The organism is Dermabacter sp. (genome assembly GCF_032550575.1).
In the GTDB taxonomy this organism is placed as follows: Bacteria; Actinomycetota; Actinomycetes; order Actinomycetales; family Dermabacteraceae; genus Dermabacter; species Dermabacter hominis.
In genome coordinates this window covers 44506-63820 of the sequence record NZ_JAWFZC010000002.1, presented here as the reverse complement: position 1 = coordinate 63820, position 19315 = coordinate 44506, and the positions used below count along the sequence as shown (strand labels likewise).

Here is a 19315-nt window from a genome sequence, read left to right as displayed (position 1 = left end):
ACGCGATTCGCGTGCCTTCTTTGTGAATGTTTCCTCGTTTGAGGAGTGAGGCGATTAGTCGCCGAGACGGTTGCCCGACTTCAGGTCGAACAGGTGCACGTGGTCAGCCTTCGGCTGGAAGTGCACGGTTTCACCCTTCTGCGGAGGGCGGCGGCCGTCGACGCGAGCGATGATCGGCTTATCCGTTTCACCCGCGCCAGCGAGGCGGCCGTACACGTAGGCGTCAGCGCCGAGCACCTCGACCATGTCGACCTCGACGGGGAGGCCGTCCGCGGCGAGCTCGAGATCCTCGGGGCGTACACCGACGGTGACGGCCTTCTCATTCGACTCCGAGAGGGTCGAGCGATCCACGGGGATCACGGAACCACCGAAGGCAACGCCCTGATCGGTCAGGGGCTGCTCAATAAGGTTCATGGCGGGCGAACCAATGAAGCCTGCAACGAACACGTTGTTCGGGTGATCGTACATGCGCTGAGGCGAGTCGATCTGCTGGAGCACGCCACCGGCGAGCACGGCGACGCGGTCACCCATCGTCATAGCTTCGGTCTGATCGTGGGTCACGTAAACGGTCGTGACACCGAGGCGGCGCTGGAGCGACGCGATCTGAGTACGGGTCGACACACGGAGCTTTGCGTCGAGGTTCGAGAGCGGCTCGTCCATGAGGAACACCTGGGGCGAACGCACGATCGCGCGGCCCATGGCGACACGCTGGCGCTGACCACCCGAGAGAGCCTTGGGCTTACGGTCGAGGTACTGCTCGAGGTCGAGGATCTTTGCGGCCTCTTCAACGCGCTTGCGGATCTCATCCTTCGGCGTGCCCGCGATCTTGAGTGCGAAGCCCATGTTGTCGGCAACCGACATGTGGGGGTAAAGGGCGTAGTTCTGGAAGACCATCGCGATGTCGCGGTCCTTGGGCGGCACGTTCGTGACGTCGCGGTCGCCGATGAAGATGCGGCCCGCATCGATCTCTTCGAGACCGGCCAGCATGCGCAGCGAGGTTGACTTACCGCAGCCCGAGGGGCCAACGAGGACGAGGAATTCGCCGTCTTCGATCTCGATGTTGAGGTCGTCAACCGCGGGCTTATCGCTGCCCGGGTAGATACGGCTTGCGTGGTCGTAAATAACCTTTGCCATGGGTATTCCCTTCACCGGCAGGTACGTGCCGGACGATCCGTTGTGAAGTACAGTCAGCGGTCTTTGCTGACGTATGGACAACAATACCTCACTGTGGCGCCGACCATACGGGACGCGCCGAGGGGTATTCCCGACCTTCCGCACGCGCGGGGCCGTAGTGTTGTCGGGAGAGTCCGACGCTTGCCGCCCCCCGGAGTACCTTCTGCTTTCGCTGCGGACAAGAGCGTGGAAGACAAGGCGCGGCACGGGCCTTCGAGGCGATGACGATAGACGACGAAAGGCGGCGATGGCATGACGAGCCTCGCGCAACTGATTGAGAAAACCCTTGCAAAGAGGCCGAGCGAAAACGCTCCGCTCCGGATCGTGCAGGCGGGGCATCCGGCACTTCGCGCCACGTCAAAGGATGCCGCAGGCTCGCTTGATCCGGAGCTCCTTGCGCAGTTCATCGACGCGCTCGTCGTAACGATGCACGAAGCCCCGGGGGTGGGTGTCGCGGCTCCGCAGGTGGGTGTCCCCCTCAGGCTTGTGGTGATGGAGGACGCCGTGCGCGAGGAAGGCGAAGAACGCGACGCCGACGACGAGCTCTACGACCGTGACAATCTTCCCCTCATGGCAGTGATCAACCCGCGCTACGAAGAGATTGATGGTGAGGACACCGTGACGTTCGGGTGGGAGGGTTGCCTCAGCGTCGAGGGCTGGCGCTCACTCGTTCCGCGTCCAAAGAGCGTACGCGTGCGCGGCACGGCGATCATCGCCGGCGGTGAGGTTCGTGAGCTCGACGAGGTTTGGACCGGCTGGCGCGCACGGATTTTCCAGCACGAGAGCGATCATCTCGATGGCATTTTGTGTCACGACCGCGGTGTTGAACGTTCGTTTGTGCAGGATTCCTACCTGCATCGATACACCGAACTTTCAGACGCGGTTCGCTACCTTGGTCTGCGCGGTGACGTGGCCAAACTTGACCCCGGCGCCGTTGATCTTCACCGCAGGCGGGCGTGAGAGCGCCCGGATGCGCCCGATAGCGTCCACGATAAGGAGAGCAATGGCCTCGAAGGACCTGCGCACGTCTAAGAAATCGAGCGGGAAGGGGCAGGGCGAGGAATCGCTCATCGATGACAAACAGTTCGAACTGATCGATAAGGCTCTGGCGCTTCAGGGGCCGATCGCCCGCAAGTACGTCGATTCTCTTCGCCGCAAGAACCCCACGTGGAGCGATGAGCAGATCATCGCTCGGCTCGAGGGGCACTTTACGAAGCTGGCCGTTGCCACGGGCGTCGGTATTGGCGGCGTAGCCGCACTTCCCGCGGTGGGTACCGCCACAGCGGTCGCCCTCACCGCGGGTGAGGGCTTCGCCTTTGCCGAGGCATGCGCCTTTTTGACGCTCGGCACCGCGCACGTGCACGGTGTCGATATGAGTGATCCGACGGTGCGCCGCACGGTTATTCTCGCCATTCTCGGCGGTGAGCGTGGCGCCGCGATCGTCACAAAGGCCCTCGGCAAGAGCGGCCTGCAGTGGTCGACGGTGCTCGATGGCATGGCACCTCCATTTGTCGCAGATGCGGTGAACACGCAAGTCAATCGCTGGATTCGGCGTACGGTGACGCGTCGCTTCACGGGGCTGTGGGCCGGGCGCCTCATCCCGTTTGGTATCGGTGCAGTGATTGGTGGTCTCGGGAACAAGGCACTTACCAAGACAGTGATCGAAGCCGCCCGAGAGGTTTTTAGCCACGTGGATGATCCGGTCCCTTCGACGCTTGCCGAGAAGACCGAAGGTCTCGACGACTAGCGAAAACGTCGCTTTCGAAATAATGAGGGCGCTCCCGATAAGACGGGAGCGCCCTCATTATTGGGGGATACGGACTAGATGTCCTGGGTGAACTCGTTTTCGTGTTCCGTGCCCTTCGCGCGGCGGTAGGAGGCGCGGATTTCCTCTTCCGCGTCATCCCGGCCTTCCCAGTGAGCACCTTCCACGCTCTTGCCGGGCTCAAGATCCTTGTAGACCTCGAAGAAGTGCTGGATCTCGAGTCGGTGGAACTCCGAAATGTCGGTGAGCTCCTGCCGACGGATCTGGCGCTTGTCGCCAACGGGGACCGCGACGATCTTGTCGTCGCCGCCCGACTCGTCACGCATGCGGAACATTCCCAGTGCGCGGCAGCGAATCAGGCAGCCGGGGAACGTCGCCTCTTCGAGAAGGACGAGGACGTCGAGCGGGTCGCCGTCCTCACCGAGCGTGCCCTCAATGAAGCCGTAATCATCGGGGTATCGGGTTGCTGTAAAGAGCATGCGATCGAGCCGGATGCGACCATTGTGATGGTCGACCTCGTATTTGTTGCGATTCCCCTTCGGGATCTCGATCGTGACGTCGAATTCCACGTGTGTGACTCCATTGCCTAAGGTGTTCTATGTGACCGAGGGGCGTGCCCTCTGCGTGTAACAATAGCGAAGTTCAGCGCTCGCAGGCGCTCGATTGTGCCGCGAGTGGTTCATGCGCGCGTAAACTTTGCACGAAGTCACAGACACGCAGGGCGCGTGGCGCGTTTTCCTGAGGCGAGAAGGAGTGGGCAGTAATGGCGAATTCGAAGGCAGTGGAGGTTCTCGCTGCTGCCCTCGCCCTCGCGCTGCCATTGTCCTTTTATACGTTTGGCGACCTCGTCGATGCTTTTCCGGGCGTGCTTACCGTGCGCACGCAGAAGAACGCCGTGGTCGAAGGTGTTCCTGCCGAAGGTGAATCGTGGGAGCGCACGGATGACGAGCGTCCGTACGATGCAGTATCGCCGGCAGCGAGCGTGAGCGCAGATCAGATTAACGCCGCGATAGCAGCCCTTCCACGGCTCAAGGCGTTCTCGGGCAAGGTTTCTTATGCGGTCGTGGACGCGTCGACCGGCGACATCATCGCCGAGCACGGATCAGGCGTGCAGCTCACCCCCGCCTCGACCATGAAGCTTCTGTCCGCGCTTGCCGCTGCGAAGGCTATTGGTCCGGATACAACGTTTACGACGCGAGCCGTGCTCGACGGAGAGCGTCTCGTGCTCGTCGGTGGTGGCGACAACCTCCTCACCGTGCAAGCGAAGGAGACAAAAGAGGGCGTCGAACGAGCCTCGCTTGCTTCGCTCGCCGATCAGAGCGCAGCAAAGCTCAAAGAGGAAGGGCGCACTAAAGTCCAGCTCGTTTTCGACGACTCGCTGTTCGGCAACGATCCGGTCAATCCGGCGTGGGGCGATAACGGCCCGGCCGGTGGGTGGGTTGCTCCAATTACCCCGCTCGGCGTGGATGGTGGCCGCGCCGACGGCACGCCCTACGGCCCGAAAGTCGAGGATCCATCCCTCGAAGCGGCGAAAGCATTCGCGCAGCTCTTGAACGAGCGCGGTATCACGGTAGAGGCGGTGCCTACTCGCGCTTCCGCTCCCGAGGGGGCGCGCGAGATCGGTGCCGTGCACTCCGCGCCGCTACGCGACTTAATCGAGCACACGCTCCTGTATTCCGATAACTCGCTCGCAGAAACGCTCGCGCGACTTTCCGCGGTGCACACGGGACATCCCGGAACGGTTGCTGGGGCGCGAGAGGCGGTCAAAGCCGAGCTCGACGAGGTCGCTCGGGAAGGCGGCTTCACCACCGAGGGGCTCGTGATTGCTGATAATTCGGGCCTCTCGAAGGACAACCGAATCTCACCGTTGCTTCTTGCGCAGCTCACGGCGTGGGCGTCGGGGGAGGCGCCCACTGCGATCAAGGATACTTTCGCGCTTGTCCCAATCGGTGGCCTTACAGGGACTCTCACGAAACGCTTTGGCGAAGATGGTGCGGAGCAAGCGCGCGGAATCGTGCGCGGGAAGACGGGCACCCTCTCGGGGACCTCGACCCTTGCAGGCACGATGGTGCTGGCTGACGGCCGTGTGGTTGGCTACGCGATTTTCGCCTACGATTCAACCTCGGCAGGGTACGGGGAAGCGCGAGCAGTCGTGGACTATGTGGCGAGCGCTATTGTCGCCGCGGGAGGTCCGACGCCTGCCGGCCTCTATGACTCCTCTGCTTCGGCTGAAGGCGGCGGAGCGCCCGAGGGGGACGGGCAGTGAGCGGCCCGCCCGAACCAGTTGCCCGTGCTCGCGTAGCGGTGAAAGCCGCCCTCGCCTCCCGGCTCGAGGAATGCGCCGACCGCTCCGACGGGGCGGGCCTTCTACCGCGCGTTCTCGTGGGGGTGAGCGGCGGCGCAGATTCGCTTGCCCTCGCCGCGACGACCCAGTGGGTCGCGTCACGGCTCGGACTCGAAGTCGAAGCTGTGCTCATCGACCACGGCCTATCAGAGCACTCCGCCTCGGTGTCTGAGCGGGCGGCGCTCCAGTGCGAGCGGCTCGGGCTTGCACGCTGCCACATTCGCCGGATCCACGTCGATACCGCCGGAGAAGGCGGGCTTGAGAACGCGGCGAGGGTCGCCCGCCACGAAGCCTTCGAGGCAGCCCTCGAGGAGCGCCACGCGCTCGGACTTCTCCTCGGGCACACCCTCGACGATCAAGCTGAGCAGGTGCTGCTCGGGCTCGCACGCGGAGCGGGGGCGCGCTCCCTCGCGGGGATTCCCCGCCAGCGGGGAGCACTCCTTCGCCCTTTCCTCGGGACGGGAAGGGACGAGAAGACGGGGCTGTGGCGGCGCGACACCCGGGCCGTGTGCGACGCCCTCGATCTCGACGTTTGGGACGATCCCATGAACGACGACGAGAAATACTTGCGGGTTGCGGCCCGCACACGCGCCTTGCCGATGCTCGCCGACGTTCTCGGCGAGCACGTGGCCGCGAACCTCGTGCGGACCGCCGACCTCCTGCGAGACGATGCCGACTACCTCGACAAAGAAGCGGAAGAGGCCTATGCGGGCCTGCGTCGGAACCCCCCGAGTGCCACCCCCGGGCTACTCGCGCTTGACGCCTACTCCCTAGCCCCGCTTGACCGAGCGCTGCGCACGCGCGTGCTGAAGCGCGCAATCGCCCACGCGAGCGCGCTTTCGGGCTCGAGTTCCGGGAAGTCGCTCCTTCGGCGTCAGATCCTTCACGTTGACTCCCTCGTTTCCGCCTATCGAGGCCAGGGCCCCATCCCCCTTCCGGGTAAGATCGAAGCGGTACGCGACGAAGGGCTCATCGTTTTCCGGGCCCGAGACAGTCGCGTGCGCGATACATCAGGCTGAGGCCCCGTGACCTCGATAACGCGACGCACCGGGAAGGACCCCCATGACCATGGATGAGGACGTCGAGCGCATCCTGCTCGACGAGCAGGCGATCCGCGAGCGGATCAGCGAACTCGCCGCAGAGATTGATCGCGACTACAAAGATGCGGCCCCGATTCTCGTTGGCGTGCTCAAGGGTGCAGTCATGGTCGTGGCGGATCTCGCGCGCGCCATCACGCTTGACGTGGACATGGATTGGATGGCCGTGAGTTCTTACGGCAGCGGCACGAAATCTTCGGGTGTCGTGCGTATTCTCAAGGACCTGAGCGCTGATATCACCGATCGCCATGTGCTCATCGTCGAGGACATCATCGACTCCGGCCTGACCCTGAGCTGGCTTCGCACCAACCTCCGCTCGCGCGGGCCAAAGAGCGTCGAAATCTGCACCCTCCTGCGCAAGCCGGAGGCGGTCAAGGTCGATATCGACGTGAAATACGTGGGTTTCGACATCCCGAACGAGTTCGTGATCGGTTACGGCCTCGACTATGCCGAGAAGTACCGCAACCTTCCCTACATTGGGATTCTCAAGCCAAGCGTCTACGCCGATTGAGAACATTGGGGCCTCTGACAGCCCCTGTCCAGCGATTCGGGGTAGATTCGCGCTCATTCACCATACGCGCGCGGGGCGTTTGCTCCGCCCTTAAGAGAACGTAAGAATTAGCACCTCACATGGCAGAAAAAAAGAAATCCCCCGCCCGTAATCTGTGGCTGTGGAGCCTCGCGACTCTCGCGATCGTTCTTCTCGCGCTGAACTTTTTTGGACGCGGCGGTTTCCAGGACATCGACACAGAGCAGGGGCTTGAGCTCCTCAAAGGCAACACCGTTGAGCAAGCCGAGATCATCGACGGCAATCAACAGCGAGTCAACCTCGTGTTGACGAAAGACTTTGAGGATAAAGGGAAGCGGGTAGCGTTTTCGTACGTCACCGACCGCGGCGATGACGTCGTCAAGGCCGTGAGTGACGCGAAGCCGGCGAAGGGCTACACGGATAAGATCGCAACACCGTCGTGGTGGAGCCAGCTTCTGCTCACCTTCTTCCCGCTCCTCGTGATCCTTGGCCTCTTCTGGTTCTGGATGATGAATGCCCAGGGTGGCGGGCGCGCCATGCAGTTCGGCAAGTCGAAGGCGAAGCTCTTCAACAAGGACATGCCGAAAGTGACGTTCGCGGATGTTGCGGGTGCTGACGAAGCGGTCGAGGAACTCGATGAGATTAAGCAGTTCCTCGTGAGCCCCGAGCGCTATCACGCCGTAGGCGCGAAGATTCCGAAGGGCGTCCTCCTCTACGGCCCTCCGGGCACAGGTAAGACCCTCCTCGCGAAGGCCGTTGCCGGTGAGGCAGGGGTCCCGTTCTACTCCATTTCGGGCTCCGACTTCGTGGAGATGTTCGTGGGCGTTGGTGCGAGCCGCGTGCGCGATTTGTTCAATACGGCGAAGGAAAACGCGCCGGCGATCATCTTCATCGACGAGATCGACGCCGTGGGGCGCCACCGCGGAGCCGGCATGGGCGGCGGCCACGACGAGCGCGAGCAGACCCTCAACCAGATGCTCGTCGAGATGGACGGTTTCGAGGAGCATCAAAACGTCATCCTGATCGCCGCGACCAACCGCGTCGACATCCTCGATCCGGCGCTACTTCGCCCGGGTCGTTTCGACCGCCAGATTGCGGTGGAAACTCCGGACCTCAAGGGGCGCCGTAAGATCCTCGAGGTGCACGCGAAAGGCAAGCCTCTCGCTGCCGACGTCGATCTTGATAACATCGCGCGCCGTTCGATCGGCATGAGCGGTGCCGATCTCGCCAACGTTCTCAATGAGGCTGCGCTTCTCACGGCTCGTTCGGGCAATCAGATCATCGACATGCGTGCACTCGACGAGGCGATCGACCGAGTATCGATGGGCCCGCAGCGCTACTCGAAAGTCATGACCGAGCGCGAGCGCCAGATGACGGCCTACCACGAGGGCGGGCACGCACTCGTCGCCGCGGCACTCAACAACTCGGCACCCGTCACGAAGGTGACGATCCTGCCGCGCGGTCGCGCGGGCGGCTACACGATGGTGGTGCCGACGGCCGACCGCAACTATCAAAGCCGCAACGAGCTACTCGACCGCCTCGCCTACGCGATGGGTGGCTACGCGGTCGAAGAGGGCATCTTCCACGACGTGACGACCGGACCGAGCTCCGACCTTAAGAACGCCACGAGCATCGCTCGAGCCATGGTCACCGAGCTTGGCATGAGCGCCACCGTGGGGCAGGTCGCCCTCGGCAAAGGCCAGGACGAGGTTTTCGTCGGCATGCAGCAAGGCCAGGGGCCCGGCTACAGCGAGGACACCGCGCGTCTCATCGATGAGGAGGTGCGCCGCCTTCTCGATAACGCCCTCGATGAAGCGTGGAGCGTTATCAAGACCAACCGTCCTGTACTCGATCATCTCGTCGAGGAACTCCTCGAGAAGGAGACCCTCGGCGAGAAGGAGCTCGCTGAAATCTTCAAGGACGTCAACAAGCGCCCGCCGCGCGAGGTGTGGCAGTCGAGCGAGGACCGCCCCGTGTTCAACGAACCGCTCGCGGGTAGCGACCGTCCCGGCACGATCGGCAGCACCATTCCTGACGGGACCGAGAACCACGAGGCCGGTGAGGAACTTGGCGGCACCCCTCCCGAGCTACCGCAGCCGGGCGATGGTTCACCGCACATCCCCGGTGCCGAGTAGCGCGCCCGGGGAATGAAAGTAGAGATGATGAGCGAGAGTCACAACGCGGTGGGTAGCGTCGACCACGCGCGAATCGAACGCGCCGTGCGTGAGATCCTCGAGGCGATTGGCGAGGACCCAAGCCGCGACGGACTTGTGGATACGCCTAGTCGCGTCGCCCGTATGTACGCGGAGGTTTTTCGCGGCCTCCACGAGGATCCCCGCGTCCACATGCAGACGAAGTTTGAGGTCGAGCACCGCGAGCTCGTTCTTGTCCGCGATATTCGCTTCTACTCCATGTGCGAGCACCACCTCGTGCCGTTCTTCGGCCGCGCCCACGTGGGGTACGTTCCTGGCAAGGATGGAACTGTTGCGGGGCTGTCCAAGTTCGCAAGGCTCGTCGAAGGGTACGCGGCGCGGCCCCAGGTGCAGGAGCGGCTCACCAGCCAGATCGCCGATGCGATCCACGAGGAGCTCCAGGCACACGGCACGATTGTCGTTCTTCAGGCCGAGCACCTGTGCATGGCGATGCGTGGCGTGAAGTCTCCGAATGCGGAGACCGTGACGAGTGCCGTGCGCGGCTCCCTGCAATCGAACGCGGCCACGCGTTCGGAGGCGATGAGCCTCATTCTCACGGGCCTGCACCACTGAAATATGCGACACCGCCCACCGAGGCGAGAAAGGTCATCTCATGAGCGCGACGCGATCGGTTCTGGACTTCTCTAGCGCCCCCGCGTGGCGGCGTGTGGAGGGCCTGCCCTCTTCGCTCACGTGCGAGCGGACGCTCGTCATGGGGGTGCTGAACGTGACCCCGGATTCGTTTTCCGACGGTGGCCGGCACAACGAGCACGAGGATGCGATCGCACATGCCGAGCGCCTGGTGAGCGAGGGCGCCGACATCATCGATGTCGGGGGTGAATCGACGCGTCCGGGCGGAATCCGCGTGAGTGAAGAAGAGGAGCTTCGCCGCACGGTGCGCGTTGTTGAGGCCCTTGCACAGCGCGGCATGTGCGTGAGCATCGATACGATGCGTGCTTCGGTCGCGCGTGCCGCGGTCGACGCCGGTGCGCTCATCGTCAACGACGTGTCGGCTGGACTCGCTGATCCCGCCATGTTCTCCACGGTCGCCGGCCTCACCACCCATCTCGGTACCGCCCCCGTCTATATCGCGATGCATTGGCGCGGCCACTCTGAGGAGGCAATGTCACGCACGGGCTACGAGGCCATCGGCACAGATGTCGCGCGTGAATTAGGCGAGCAAATCGACAAGGCGGTGAGCGCGGGCATTGCCCGTGACAGTATCGTCGCCGATCCCGGCTTCGGGTTTTCCAAGACCGGCGAGGACAACTGGGATCTCTATGACCAGATCGGTGACGTCGAGGCGCTCGAGCTCCCACTCCTCATCGGGGTGAGCCGCAAGCGCTTCGTGAGCGCTCTCGATGTTGATCGGGACGCCGGCACGGCGGCGTTGAGCGGCCTCGCGCAGCTTCGCCGCTCGTGGGCGGTGCGCGTCCACGACGTCGCCTCGAGCGTCGCGAACATCCGCGTCATGCAGCGACTAATGGCAGGTCCTGATGGGCGCGATATGGGGCTCGGCGCAAGCGTCGCGGACCGCAACTATGAAAGCGGTGCTCGAGCATGACGTGGAATGATATTGCCTTTTCTGTACCCGCTCCGCTATCCCACGTCGCTGTCGACGGCGTGCGCGTGCACGGTAAGCACGGCGTTTTCGAGAGTGAAAAAGCGCAGGGACACGACTTTCTCGTTGATGTCGATATGCGCGTGGACACGCGCTCGGCGGGGCGGGATGACGCGCTCGAGCGCAGCGTGAGCTACGCGGACGCCGCGGCCATCGTCGAGGAAGTCGTTGCGGGGCGAAGCGTCGACCTGATCGAAACTCTCGCCGAGCGCATCGCTCAGTGCGTACTTGAGCGGCATGTCCTCGTGCGCGAAGTGAGCGTGAACGTCCACAAGCCCACCGCGCCGATTCCGCAGCCCTTCACCGACGCACGCGTTCGTCTCACGAGGCGCGCGGCACCCGTGAGGGCTTTCATCGCGCTTGGCTCAAATCTTGGCGATAGCGAGGACTTCCTCGCCGGTGCTCTCGCGGCACTTGCGCGGATCCCCGAGACCCGTCTCATCGCCGCGAGCCGCGTTTTTGAAACCGATCCCGTCAGCGATATTGATCAGGACGTGTACCTCAACGCCGCCGCGCTCCTTGAGACGTCGCTCAGCCCGTGGCAGCTTCTCGACTCACTCCATGAGATCGAGAATGCTGCAAGGCGCACCCGCACCCTTCGGTGGGGGCCGCGCACCCTCGACCTCGACCTCATTTCCTGGGGACAGCTCACGTGCGACGATGAGCGACTCACGCTTCCGCATCCGCGAGCTCACGAACGCGCCTTTGTTCTCGCGCCGATGCTTGACATCAACCCCGAGTGGAGCTTCCCCGATGGCCGGCAAGCGTCGGACCTCGTGAAGGTCGCCCCTGACCGTGCGGGGCTGCGCCCCGGTCCCCGCGTTGCAGGTTTCGCAAGCGAGGCTCGCCCACGCAAGGGTGTGAGATGACAAAAACTCCTGCGCTCCGACTTGTAGGAATTGCCCTCGTGGCAGGCCTTGCGGGCCACGGGCTGTCTCTCGCGTTCGCCTCACGAGGTGCCCCGGTCCCCGTTGCCGGCATCATGCCGGGAATTGTGTTCCTGGTTCTTTCCGCCGTCGTTCTTGCCCTTGGGCTCCGCGTGAAGAGATATCTCGACGAATCCCGTGAGCGAGCGCGAACTCACCCGCTCACGCCGCGCAAGCACCAGCTTGACATGGTTGTTGCCTACCGAATTCTCATCGCCGCGCGTGCCGCGGCCTATACGGGAGCAATTGGTGCAGGCTTTTACGCGGGTATGTGCGCGTTTCTCGCGACATCCGGGGGCGGGACGCTTTCCGGCGCGATTCTTCCACTCGGATTCGACGCGCTCTGCGCGCTCATCCTCGCGGTGATCGGGCTTATCGTAGAACGGTGGGGGACTCTGCCGCCTACTGACTCCGGATCTGTGGGGCGCGCGGGTGAGAGCGCAGGCTCCCTTTGAAGCCCCCGCAGTCGCTGTGTTAGAAAGATTCTCATGAGTAACTCAGTAGTCCCGATGCCGACCCTCGAGGCGGCCGACATCGAGCGCAGGATGCTCGACGAGCCCTTTTCCGCGACCGATCCGCGTACGGCGCGCGTGTCGCCGAAGCTCGTGAAGGCGCGCTTTCTCGGCAACCTCGCGTGGTGGACGATATTTCTTCTCGCGTGCATCGCGCTTCACGTTGTCACGGCCGTATTTTCGTGGCCGTGGTGGGTCCACCTGTGCGCGATTCCCGTCTATGTCCTCGTTGCACAATCGATTCTTTTCACTCCTCGGCGTGCCCGCGCACTTGGTTATCTCACGCGTGAGAACGACATTGTGTTCCGCCAAGGAATTCTTTTTCGCTACGTGACAATCGTTCCCTACGGGCGCATTCAGAACATTAACATCAACGAGGGCCCGATCGAGCGCGCGTTTGGGCTTTCGACGATTTCGCTCGACACCGCAGGGGGTTCGCTCTCCGACGTTTCGATCCCGGGGCTAGAACGCACAGAGGCCGAGCGGATACGCGATCTCGTGACCCGCGAAGCCCACGAAAAGATGGCGGCGCTATGACCGAGCAATCCGGGACACTCGAAACCGAACCGCACGAGTCGGCTTATTCGAGATTCCACCCTCTCACGCCGCTCGTCATGGGCTGGAAATTCGTCACGGCGATCGTGGCGATCGTCGGTTTTCAAAACTACGAGGTCATCGAAGACCTCGTGAAACACGGGGTCGTGAGCACCGATAATTTTCTGTTCATCGGGCTCGGCGCCCTTGGCATCATCCTCGTGGCGATTGTTACCGGCGCGCTCCCGTGGTGGATCACGACGTATGCGGTGACGGAACACGGCGTTTTCGTGCGTGAAAGATTCTTGAGCACGAAACGCAGAATTGCCCCGCGTGAGCGCATCGACTCGGTATCTGTTGAACGGCCTTTCATGGCGCGGCTTGTGGGGCTCTCCAAGGTGCGCATCGAGCTTGCAGGCGCGGGCGAGTCCCACGTGGACCTTCAGTACCTTGGCAGGGCGAAGGCCGAAGAAATTCACTCGACGATACTCGAGCTCGCCCGCGGGGATGTGCCGCCTCATGGGCGTGTGGCGGCGAACCCCGCACCCGGTGAGACCGCGCCTGAGGCTTCCGAAAACGCGGTGCCAGGCGAAGTGGACGAAGGCGCACCGAGCATCGTAGAACGCGCCGAGTCTATTGCCTATGACTCGGATTCCGACGGCGAACTGCTGGCGCGGATCCCCACCTCGCGGATCCTGCACTCGCTCGTGCTTGACGTTGGACTCATGATCGGCATGGTCTTCACGATCATCATGACGGCCATCTGGCTCGTCACATCATTCGCGAGTGGCGAGTTCACATTTTCGGCAGCGTCGCTCTTTGCGCTTGTTCCCGCTCTTCTGGCGGGCCCGCGCATGATTTTCTCGCGCGTCGACTCCGGCTGGGGCTTCACCTCACGCGCGACCGAGACGGGTCTGCGTGCGCGGCGAGGACTTTTGAACTCGCGCAGCGATAACCTCACAGCCTCGAAGCTTCAAGAGGTAGAGATTTCGCAGCCGCTCCTGTGGCGTTCACGCGGTTGGTGCGACGTGACCGCGAAAACCGCGGGCATGGAGGAACTCGAGTCCGTGACGGAAGGCTCCGGTCGTATTCTTCCCGTGGGAACCGCCTCCGAACTCGAAGCGACGCTCTCGCATCTCATGCCGCCGACGGGCGATCTCATCGTGCACCCCGCGATGCATGACGGGGCTGAGGCGCCGAGCCCCGCTGTGCTGGGCACGAGCGACACGGCCCTGCTCCAGGGTTTTCTCGCGGCGCCGCAATCGCAGCTGCCCGGCGCGCGGCCCTTCCACTGGTCGAACCCGATCAGCCGGCGCACCCACGTGTACGCGCTCACCCGTCACGCGCTTCTTGGGCGCAAGGGGTGGCTTACTCGCACCGTCGCCGTGATCCCTCGCGACCGCATCCAGGGGGTTGAACTTTCGCAAGGACCAATCTCTCGGCGCATAGGCTGCGCTGATCTGTCAATCGCCTATGCGGGCGGGTCTTTCGAGATTCACGATATCCCCGTTGCTGATGCGGCAGCTCTGTGCGCGACCCTCGGCGCGGACGCAGGACTGTCACGCCGCTTTAGCGCGCGTGAAAGCTGGCTTCAGCCGCGATTGTTGGGCGGAACGGCGTGAGCCCTGCGGAGCCTGCACGCATGGGCGTCGGCATCGTTTCCGCGGGGCGCGTGGGTGCGGTGCTCGGGAACGCGCTTCGTGCAGCGGGACACCAGATCACGGGGGTGGCGGCGAAGTCCGACGCTTCCCGAGAGCGCGCCGATGTTCTGCTGCCCGGCGCCCCCATCCTCAGTCCCGAAGAGATTGTCGAGCGCAGTGAACTCGTGCTGCTCGCCGTTCCCGATGACGAGCTTGCGCCCCTCGCGGCGAGCCTCGCGCAGCGCGGGGTTGTTCCGGGAGCGCAGATCATCGCGCATACCTCCGGCCGCTACGGGATTGACGTGCTTCGGCCGCTCGAGGAGGCGGGGGCGATCACGCTCGCGCTCCATCCGGCGATGACGTTCACGGGAACCTCGCTTGATCTTGGCAGGCTCGTGGGCTGCCCGTGGGCGATTACGGCCCGGCCGATGTTCGCGCCAATTGCGAAAGCGCTTGTGCTTGAACTTGACGGCATAAGCGTCGATATCGCGGAGGGTGATCGCACGGCCTACCACGCGGCACTCGCGCACGGCTCGAATCACCTCGTCGTGCTCGTGAGTCAGGTGCTTGCGATCCTCGATTCGATCGGCGTCGAAGACCCTTCCCAGCTCGTGAGTCCCCTTCTCCAGGCGAGTCTCGAGGAGGTGCTTCGTCGTGGGCCGGGAGCGCTCACGGGGCCTGTGCAGCGCGGTGATGCGGGAACCGTCGGAAACCACCTCGCAGCACTTACTGAGCTGGACCTAGGCTCCACCCTGCCCACGTACCGGGCCCTCGCGCGTGCCGCGCTCGACATCGCGCCGATCGGTGATGCGGATAGAGCGGCATTAGAATTGCTTCTTGCACGCGATAACGAGACGAGGCAGGAGACATGACCACGCTCATCCGCACAGTTAAGGAACTGCAGGCATACCGGGCTGGCATCAAGGGCAAGGGGAGCGTCGCGCTCGTACCCACGATGGGGGCGCTCCACGAGGGACACCTCAGTCTCATTCGCGAGGCACGCTCGCGCGCCGACCACGTGATCGTGTCGAACTTCGTGAACCCTCTTCAGTTCGGCCCCGGCGAGGACTATGAGCGCTACCCGCGTACGCTCGAAGCAGACCTCGAACTCGTCGGCACGCTCGCCGATGCGATGTTCGCCCCCGAGGCTAGCGACATGTACCCGTACCCGGAACCGTTCCAGGTTGATGTGGGGCCGATTGGGCGCATGCTCGAGGGCGAGATTCGCCCCGGCCACTTTAATGGCGTGGCGACCGTCGTACTTAAGCTTTTCCTTCTTGCCCAGCCTCATGTCGCGATCTTTGGCCAAAAGGACGCGCAACAGCTCGCGGTAATCCGTCGGCTCGTCCACGACTTTAATCTGGGCATCGAAATTGTAGGGGTGCCGATCGTGCGCGAAGAATCGGGTCTCGCACGCAGCTCGCGCAATAGCTATTTGAGTGAAAGCGGACGGGCGGATGCCCTCGCGCTTTCGGGTCTCCTTTCTCAGGCGCTTGAGTGCCCGACGGCGGCTGAGCTTCTCGCGCTTCTTCGCACGCATGAGGAATCCTCGCGAGTGACGTGGGATTACCGGCTCGCGGTGAACCCGGCGACTTTCGAGGAGATTGACCAGGCTTTCGTAGGCGAGGCGCTCGTCGTGCTCGCCGCGAGGGTGGAGGGTGTACGTCTGATCGACAATGCACTCGTGAACCTTGCTCCTGCCGAGGCACAGCAAACATCGAAGGAGGCGCACAGTGGGAAATATTGATTGGGCATTCGAGCTTGGAGCACTCGTGCCATCGATCGGGATTGGACTCCTTTTCTGGCTCGTTCTGCGCTCGATTGTACGCGCTGATAAGCATCAGCGTGAGGCAGAAAGGCAAGCCGAGCGCGAGTACATTGCCGCTCATCCCGAGGCGTCGCGCTTTGTAAGAACGGGGCAAACCGCCAACGCGGAAAAACGTAAAGACGCAACGACGTTGAAATAAAATCGCGCTTTCTAATCGCGCTAAAGTGGTTGCCACCTTTGTTGTGAGCGATTATCCTGCTTTTAACCGTTGACGCGCTTTGCCGCTGAATCGGTCGACCAATGTTCTAAAACTTCAAGAGGATGGCCTCGATGGCAACCAAGACTTTTACCGAACTCGTCGATGATCTTGACGGCTCTAAGGCGGATCTCACCGTCTCATTCTCCCTCGAAGGTGTCGACTACGAGATCGACCTCTCGAACGCTCACGTCGAGGAACTTCACGCAGACATGACCAAGTGGATCGTCGCCGCCCGCCGCGTGGGTGGTCGTGCGCGTCGCAGCTCGCGCACGCCTAGCAGCGCGAAGGAAACCGCGAAGATCCGCAAGTGGGCGCTCGAGAACAACTACAACGTTTCGGATCGCGGCCGCATCGCCGCTGAGGTTCGCGAGGCTTACTACGCCGCTCACGAAGGCTGAGCGCTCCCGCACCTAAAAAGCGCCGCGCCGGGAATTACTTCGGGGCGGCGCTTTTTCTCTGCCTTGAGTAGCGACTAATCGAGTGCGGTGCCGCCGATGGTCCACGACGCAGTGTGTGAGGCCCCGGGGGCAAGATGTACAAGGTTCGTGCCTGAGCGGAAAGCATCGGGAGGGCACGTCATGGGTTCGACGGCGAGGCCGGCGCGATTCTTGCTCGGGTCAGGGTGGTCGGCCGTGTGGATTTGCGTCCAGGGGAGTTCCTTCGGATCGAACTGGACCCACACTTCGCCGCTCGCGCTGCGCACGCTAATGCGTCCTTCAGAAAAGCCCGTGTAGGCGTGATCGATGGTGCGCTCGCCGATGGGGGTGCCGTCGAGGTCGAGGTCGGGGTGGTTCTCGACGGGAGAAAGGGCGACGGGAAGGAGGCGGTCGTCGACTTCGAGAACGTGGGAGGCTGGCACGAGCGTGCTCCATTCGGCCATGTCTTCGGGCCCCGGCACAACATAGGGATGCGGGCACACGCCGTACGGGGCGGTGCGCTCACCGAGATTGGTTGCCGTTACTGCAGTCGCGATTGAGCGGTCGTGAAGTGCGTAGCGTACGCGAATCTCGAGCGGGAAGGGATACCCGGGCACGGGGACGATACGGTGTGCGAATTCGACCGAGTTTTCCGTGCGGTTTTCTACGGAGAAATCGCTCCAGCATACGAGCCCGTGAAGCGCGTTTCGCCTTTCGTGTTCGTTAAGCGGAAGTTCGTATTCAAATCCGTCATACGTATAGACGCCGTCGCCGATGCGGTTTGGCCACGGCGCGATGATTCCGCCGCGATAGCCGAATTGCACCTCGTCGAGGGGGCTCGGCACGAGAAACTCCCGGCCGTTGATGCTGAAGCGATTCAGGGAGGCACCGACGCTCGTGAGCTCTGCACGTGCGTCACCGTTTGCGAGGGTAATGATCGTGCCCCTGAAAGGGGAATTGGTGATGCTCATGAGTGTCCTTTCATCGAGGTGGTTGCGTGAGGCCAAGAATGCGGCTCGTGCGGTCGAGATTGTCACGCGGGCTCTCGCCGTCGGGGAACATCACCCTCAGCCGCGGTGCCCACGCGCTGCTGTGCTCGGGGAAAGCGCGTGTAAGCAGGCCGAGCATGATGGAGGTAGCGGTCGAGGCACCGGGGGAGGCGCCAAGAAGTCCGCTCATGGTGCCATCGGCCGACGTGATGAGCTCGGTGCCGAATTGCAGCGTTCCACGCGTGCGCGATGTGGGCGCGATCACCTGCACGCGCTGACCTGCGGTGAGCAGCTCCCAATCCTGAGCTTCGGCGCGCGGCAAGTATTCCTTCAGAGCTGAAAGGCGATCCTCGAAGCTCTGCGTGAGCTGGCTCATGAGGTACGCCAAGAGGTCAAGGTTTCCTGGGGCCACGGATGCCATGGGAAGAGCGTTCGAGGGGCGAACGGAACGGAATAGATCCGTGACGGATCCAGACTTGAGGAACTTGGGACTCCAGCCGGCGTAGGGGCCGAACATGAGCTCGCGAGTCCCATTGATGATGCGCGTATCAAGATGGGGAACGCTCATCGGGGGCGCTCCGACGGCTGCCTTCCCATACACCTTCGCCTCGTGTCGCGCGGCGAGCTCGGGATTCGTGCACCGCAGCCACTGCCCCGAGATGGGAAAACCGCCGTAGCCGCGAATCTCATCGATACCGGAGCGTTGGAGGAGGGGGAGCGCCGCGCCGCCTGCGCCCACGAAAACGAATGGGGCTCGAACGACGTGCGTGCCGCTGCTCGTGCGGGCCATGACGCCCCACTCGCGCCCCATGCGCCGCAGATCCACGACATCGGCGCCGTAGTGAACGCTGGTGTGAACGCTTTCGGCTGCGGCGAGGAGAGAACGGGTGAGCTCACCAAAGTCGACGTCGGTCCCCGCAAGGGAGCGGGTCGCCGTGAGAGTCTCGCGCGTGGATCGGCCCTCCATGACGAGCGGAGCCCACTCAGCGAGCGTAGCTGGGTCTTCGGAGTAGTCGAGCGAGGCAAAGAGCGGATGCGCGGCAAGGGCTTCGTGCCGGGCCTTGAGAAACCGTCGATTCTCCTGCCCGAGGACGAGGCTCATGTGGGGGACGGTTCGGATGAACTCGTGCGGAGCCTCGAGGTGGCCGGCGTCGACGAGATGGGCCCACCACGACCTCGAGATCTGAAATTTCTCGTTGATCGCGACCGCTTTCTCAATCGCGATACGGCCGTGCGCATCCACGGGCGTGTAGTTGAGCTCGCACAGTGCGCTGTGGCCGGTGCCCGCGTTGTTCCACGCGTGCGAGGACTCGAGCGCCGCCCCGTCAAGTCGCTCTAGCACGACAATCGTCCACGACGGTTCAAGCTCGCTTAGGAGCATTGCGAGCGTCGCCGACGCGATGCCCGCGCCGACGAGCACCGCATCGGCGCGCTCGACGGTGAGGGACGCCTGATCGCGCGAAACAGTCGCGAAGTGGCTCATAAGTGGCGTTGCTCCTTCGATGTGTGAGGCGGGCACCGTACGTACGGCTCGCCGGCCGCGTCTCAGC

General features: G+C 63.2%; 20 protein-coding genes. 16 read left to right on the top strand and 4 right to left on the bottom strand.

Going from position 1 to position 19315, the window contains the following annotated elements:
- Positions 1-54: 54 nt before the first annotated feature.
- Positions 55-1134, bottom strand: a complete 1080-nt coding sequence (locus tag E6X30_RS03510; protein WP_034372768.1) for an ABC transporter ATP-binding protein — start codon at positions 1132-1134, stop codon at positions 55-57.
- A 291-nt stretch (positions 1135-1425) separates the two neighbouring features.
- Here E6X30_RS03510 and E6X30_RS03505 point away from each other — a divergent pair, with 291 nt between their 5' ends.
- Positions 1426-2133: a peptide deformylase gene (locus E6X30_RS03505; protein WP_096883060.1), complete on the top strand. Its 708-nt coding sequence runs from the start codon at positions 1426-1428 to the stop codon at positions 2131-2133.
- Positions 2134-2176: 43 nt separating this feature from the next.
- On the top strand, positions 2177-2920 hold the full coding sequence (locus tag E6X30_RS03500; protein ID WP_016664321.1) for a hypothetical protein: 744 nt from the start codon (positions 2177-2179) through the stop codon (positions 2918-2920).
- A 74-nt stretch (positions 2921-2994) separates the two neighbouring features.
- Here the strand turns inward: E6X30_RS03500 and E6X30_RS03495 are convergent, their stop codons facing one another.
- Positions 2995-3507 carry an inorganic diphosphatase gene (locus E6X30_RS03495; RefSeq protein ID WP_016664322.1) on the bottom strand — a complete coding sequence of 171 codons (513 nt, stop codon included), beginning with the start codon at positions 3505-3507 and terminating at the stop codon, positions 2995-2997.
- A 194-nt stretch (positions 3508-3701) separates the two neighbouring features.
- Between E6X30_RS03495 and E6X30_RS03490 the strand changes: the two genes are divergently transcribed.
- The 14 genes from E6X30_RS03490 to E6X30_RS03425 all read left to right on the top strand — a co-directional run bounded on the left by E6X30_RS03490 (position 3702) and on the right by E6X30_RS03425 (position 16758).
- Positions 3702-5204, top strand: coding sequence for a D-alanyl-D-alanine carboxypeptidase/D-alanyl-D-alanine-endopeptidase (locus tag E6X30_RS03490; protein ID WP_016664323.1), 1503 nt, complete (start codon positions 3702-3704; stop codon positions 5202-5204).
- Positions 5201-6301 carry a tRNA lysidine(34) synthetase TilS gene (tilS, locus tag E6X30_RS03485; protein WP_316335745.1) on the top strand — a complete coding sequence of 367 codons (1101 nt, stop codon included), beginning with the start codon at positions 5201-5203 and terminating at the stop codon, positions 6299-6301. The genes E6X30_RS03490 and tilS overlap by 4 nt, the downstream gene beginning before the upstream one ends.
- 43 nt (positions 6302-6344) lie before the next feature.
- Positions 6345-6890: a hypoxanthine phosphoribosyltransferase gene (hpt, locus tag E6X30_RS03480; RefSeq protein WP_396334963.1), complete on the top strand. Its 546-nt coding sequence runs from the start codon at positions 6345-6347 to the stop codon at positions 6888-6890.
- Positions 6891-7009: 119 nt separating this feature from the next.
- The gene (gene ftsH / locus E6X30_RS03475; protein ID WP_316335744.1) at positions 7010-9043 is read left to right on the top strand and encodes an ATP-dependent zinc metalloprotease FtsH; all 2034 of its coding nucleotides are present in this window, start codon (positions 7010-7012) and stop codon (positions 9041-9043) included.
- Between the two features lie 27 nt (positions 9044-9070).
- A complete protein-coding gene (folE, locus tag E6X30_RS03470; protein ID WP_034374759.1) occupies positions 9071-9673 on the top strand; it encodes a GTP cyclohydrolase I FolE in 603 nt (200 codons plus the stop codon).
- Between the two features lie 40 nt (positions 9674-9713).
- On the top strand, positions 9714-10664 hold the full coding sequence (folP, locus tag E6X30_RS03465; RefSeq protein ID WP_070459709.1) for a dihydropteroate synthase: 951 nt from the start codon (positions 9714-9716) through the stop codon (positions 10662-10664).
- Positions 10661-11590 carry a 2-amino-4-hydroxy-6-hydroxymethyldihydropteridine diphosphokinase gene (folK, locus tag E6X30_RS03460; RefSeq protein ID WP_316335743.1) on the top strand — a complete coding sequence of 310 codons (930 nt, stop codon included), beginning with the start codon at positions 10661-10663 and terminating at the stop codon, positions 11588-11590. The genes folP and folK overlap by 4 nt, the downstream gene beginning before the upstream one ends.
- The gene (locus tag E6X30_RS03455; protein ID WP_040386516.1) at positions 11587-12102 is read left to right on the top strand and encodes a DUF3180 domain-containing protein; all 516 of its coding nucleotides are present in this window, start codon (positions 11587-11589) and stop codon (positions 12100-12102) included. The genes folK and E6X30_RS03455 overlap by 4 nt, the downstream gene beginning before the upstream one ends.
- 33 nt (positions 12103-12135) lie before the next feature.
- Positions 12136-12696 carry a PH domain-containing protein gene (locus E6X30_RS03450; protein ID WP_084813940.1) on the top strand — a complete coding sequence of 187 codons (561 nt, stop codon included), beginning with the start codon at positions 12136-12138 and terminating at the stop codon, positions 12694-12696.
- The gene (locus E6X30_RS03445; protein ID WP_316335742.1) at positions 12693-14315 is read left to right on the top strand and encodes a PH domain-containing protein; all 1623 of its coding nucleotides are present in this window, start codon (positions 12693-12695) and stop codon (positions 14313-14315) included. Before E6X30_RS03450 ends, E6X30_RS03445 begins: the two co-directional genes overlap by 4 nt.
- Positions 14312-15205 carry a Rossmann-like and DUF2520 domain-containing protein gene (locus E6X30_RS03440; RefSeq protein WP_256365770.1) on the top strand — a complete coding sequence of 298 codons (894 nt, stop codon included), beginning with the start codon at positions 14312-14314 and terminating at the stop codon, positions 15203-15205. The genes E6X30_RS03445 and E6X30_RS03440 overlap by 4 nt, the downstream gene beginning before the upstream one ends.
- Positions 15202-16080: a pantoate--beta-alanine ligase gene (panC, locus tag E6X30_RS03435; RefSeq protein WP_070435338.1), complete on the top strand. Its 879-nt coding sequence runs from the start codon at positions 15202-15204 to the stop codon at positions 16078-16080. Before E6X30_RS03440 ends, panC begins: the two co-directional genes overlap by 4 nt.
- Positions 16067-16300: a hypothetical protein gene (locus E6X30_RS03430; protein WP_070435339.1), complete on the top strand. Its 234-nt coding sequence runs from the start codon at positions 16067-16069 to the stop codon at positions 16298-16300. Before panC ends, E6X30_RS03430 begins: the two co-directional genes overlap by 14 nt.
- A 131-nt stretch (positions 16301-16431) precedes the next feature.
- Positions 16432-16758 carry an Lsr2 family protein gene (locus E6X30_RS03425; protein ID WP_016664336.1) on the top strand — a complete coding sequence of 109 codons (327 nt, stop codon included), beginning with the start codon at positions 16432-16434 and terminating at the stop codon, positions 16756-16758.
- A gap of 74 nt (positions 16759-16832) precedes the next feature.
- On the opposite strand, the gene E6X30_RS03420 is transcribed toward E6X30_RS03425, so the two are convergent.
- Positions 16833-17747: an aldose 1-epimerase family protein gene (locus E6X30_RS03420; RefSeq protein ID WP_070435341.1), complete on the bottom strand. Its 915-nt coding sequence runs from the start codon at positions 17745-17747 to the stop codon at positions 16833-16835.
- Positions 17748-17757: 10 nt separating this feature from the next.
- Positions 17758-19248 (bottom strand): malate dehydrogenase (quinone), encoded by a 1491-nt coding sequence (gene mqo, locus E6X30_RS03415; RefSeq protein ID WP_070435342.1) that lies wholly within the window; start codon positions 19246-19248, stop codon positions 17758-17760.
- Between the last annotated feature and the right edge of the window lie 67 nt (positions 19249-19315).

Excerpts from the sequence above, each read along its gene's own strand:
- folK (WP_316335743.1), top strand. The coding sequence starts at position 10,661 with ATGACGTGGAATGATATTGCCTTTTCTGTACCCGCTCCGCTATCCCAC.
- E6X30_RS03500 (WP_016664321.1), top strand. The coding sequence starts at position 2,177 with ATGGCCTCGAAGGACCTGCGCACGTCTAAGAAATCGAGCGGGAAGGGG.
- E6X30_RS03425 (WP_016664336.1), top strand. The coding sequence starts at position 16,432 with ATGGCAACCAAGACTTTTACCGAACTCGTCGATGATCTTGACGGCTCT.
- panC (WP_070435338.1), top strand. The coding sequence starts at position 15,202 with ATGACCACGCTCATCCGCACAGTTAAGGAACTGCAGGCATACCGGGCT.
- folE (WP_034374759.1), top strand. The coding sequence starts at position 9,071 with ATGAGCGAGAGTCACAACGCGGTGGGTAGCGTCGACCACGCGCGAATC.
- E6X30_RS03510 (WP_034372768.1), bottom strand. The coding sequence starts at position 1,134 with ATGGCAAAGGTTATTTACGACCACGCAAGCCGTATCTACCCGGGCAGC.
- ftsH (WP_316335744.1), top strand. The coding sequence starts at position 7,010 with ATGGCAGAAAAAAAGAAATCCCCCGCCCGTAATCTGTGGCTGTGGAGC.
- hpt (WP_396334963.1), top strand. The coding sequence starts at position 6,345 with ATGACCATGGATGAGGACGTCGAGCGCATCCTGCTCGACGAGCAGGCG.
- E6X30_RS03505 (WP_096883060.1), top strand. The coding sequence starts at position 1,426 with ATGACGAGCCTCGCGCAACTGATTGAGAAAACCCTTGCAAAGAGGCCG.
- E6X30_RS03420 (WP_070435341.1), bottom strand. The coding sequence starts at position 17,747 with ATGAGCATCACCAATTCCCCTTTCAGGGGCACGATCATTACCCTCGCA.
- E6X30_RS03445 (WP_316335742.1), top strand. The coding sequence starts at position 12,693 with ATGACCGAGCAATCCGGGACACTCGAAACCGAACCGCACGAGTCGGCT.
- mqo (WP_070435342.1), bottom strand. The coding sequence starts at position 19,248 with ATGAGCCACTTCGCGACTGTTTCGCGCGATCAGGCGTCCCTCACCGTC.
- E6X30_RS03455 (WP_040386516.1), top strand. The coding sequence starts at position 11,587 with ATGACAAAAACTCCTGCGCTCCGACTTGTAGGAATTGCCCTCGTGGCA.
- E6X30_RS03490 (WP_016664323.1), top strand. The coding sequence starts at position 3,702 with ATGGCGAATTCGAAGGCAGTGGAGGTTCTCGCTGCTGCCCTCGCCCTC.
- E6X30_RS03450 (WP_084813940.1), top strand. The coding sequence starts at position 12,136 with ATGAGTAACTCAGTAGTCCCGATGCCGACCCTCGAGGCGGCCGACATC.
- folP (WP_070459709.1), top strand. The coding sequence starts at position 9,714 with ATGAGCGCGACGCGATCGGTTCTGGACTTCTCTAGCGCCCCCGCGTGG.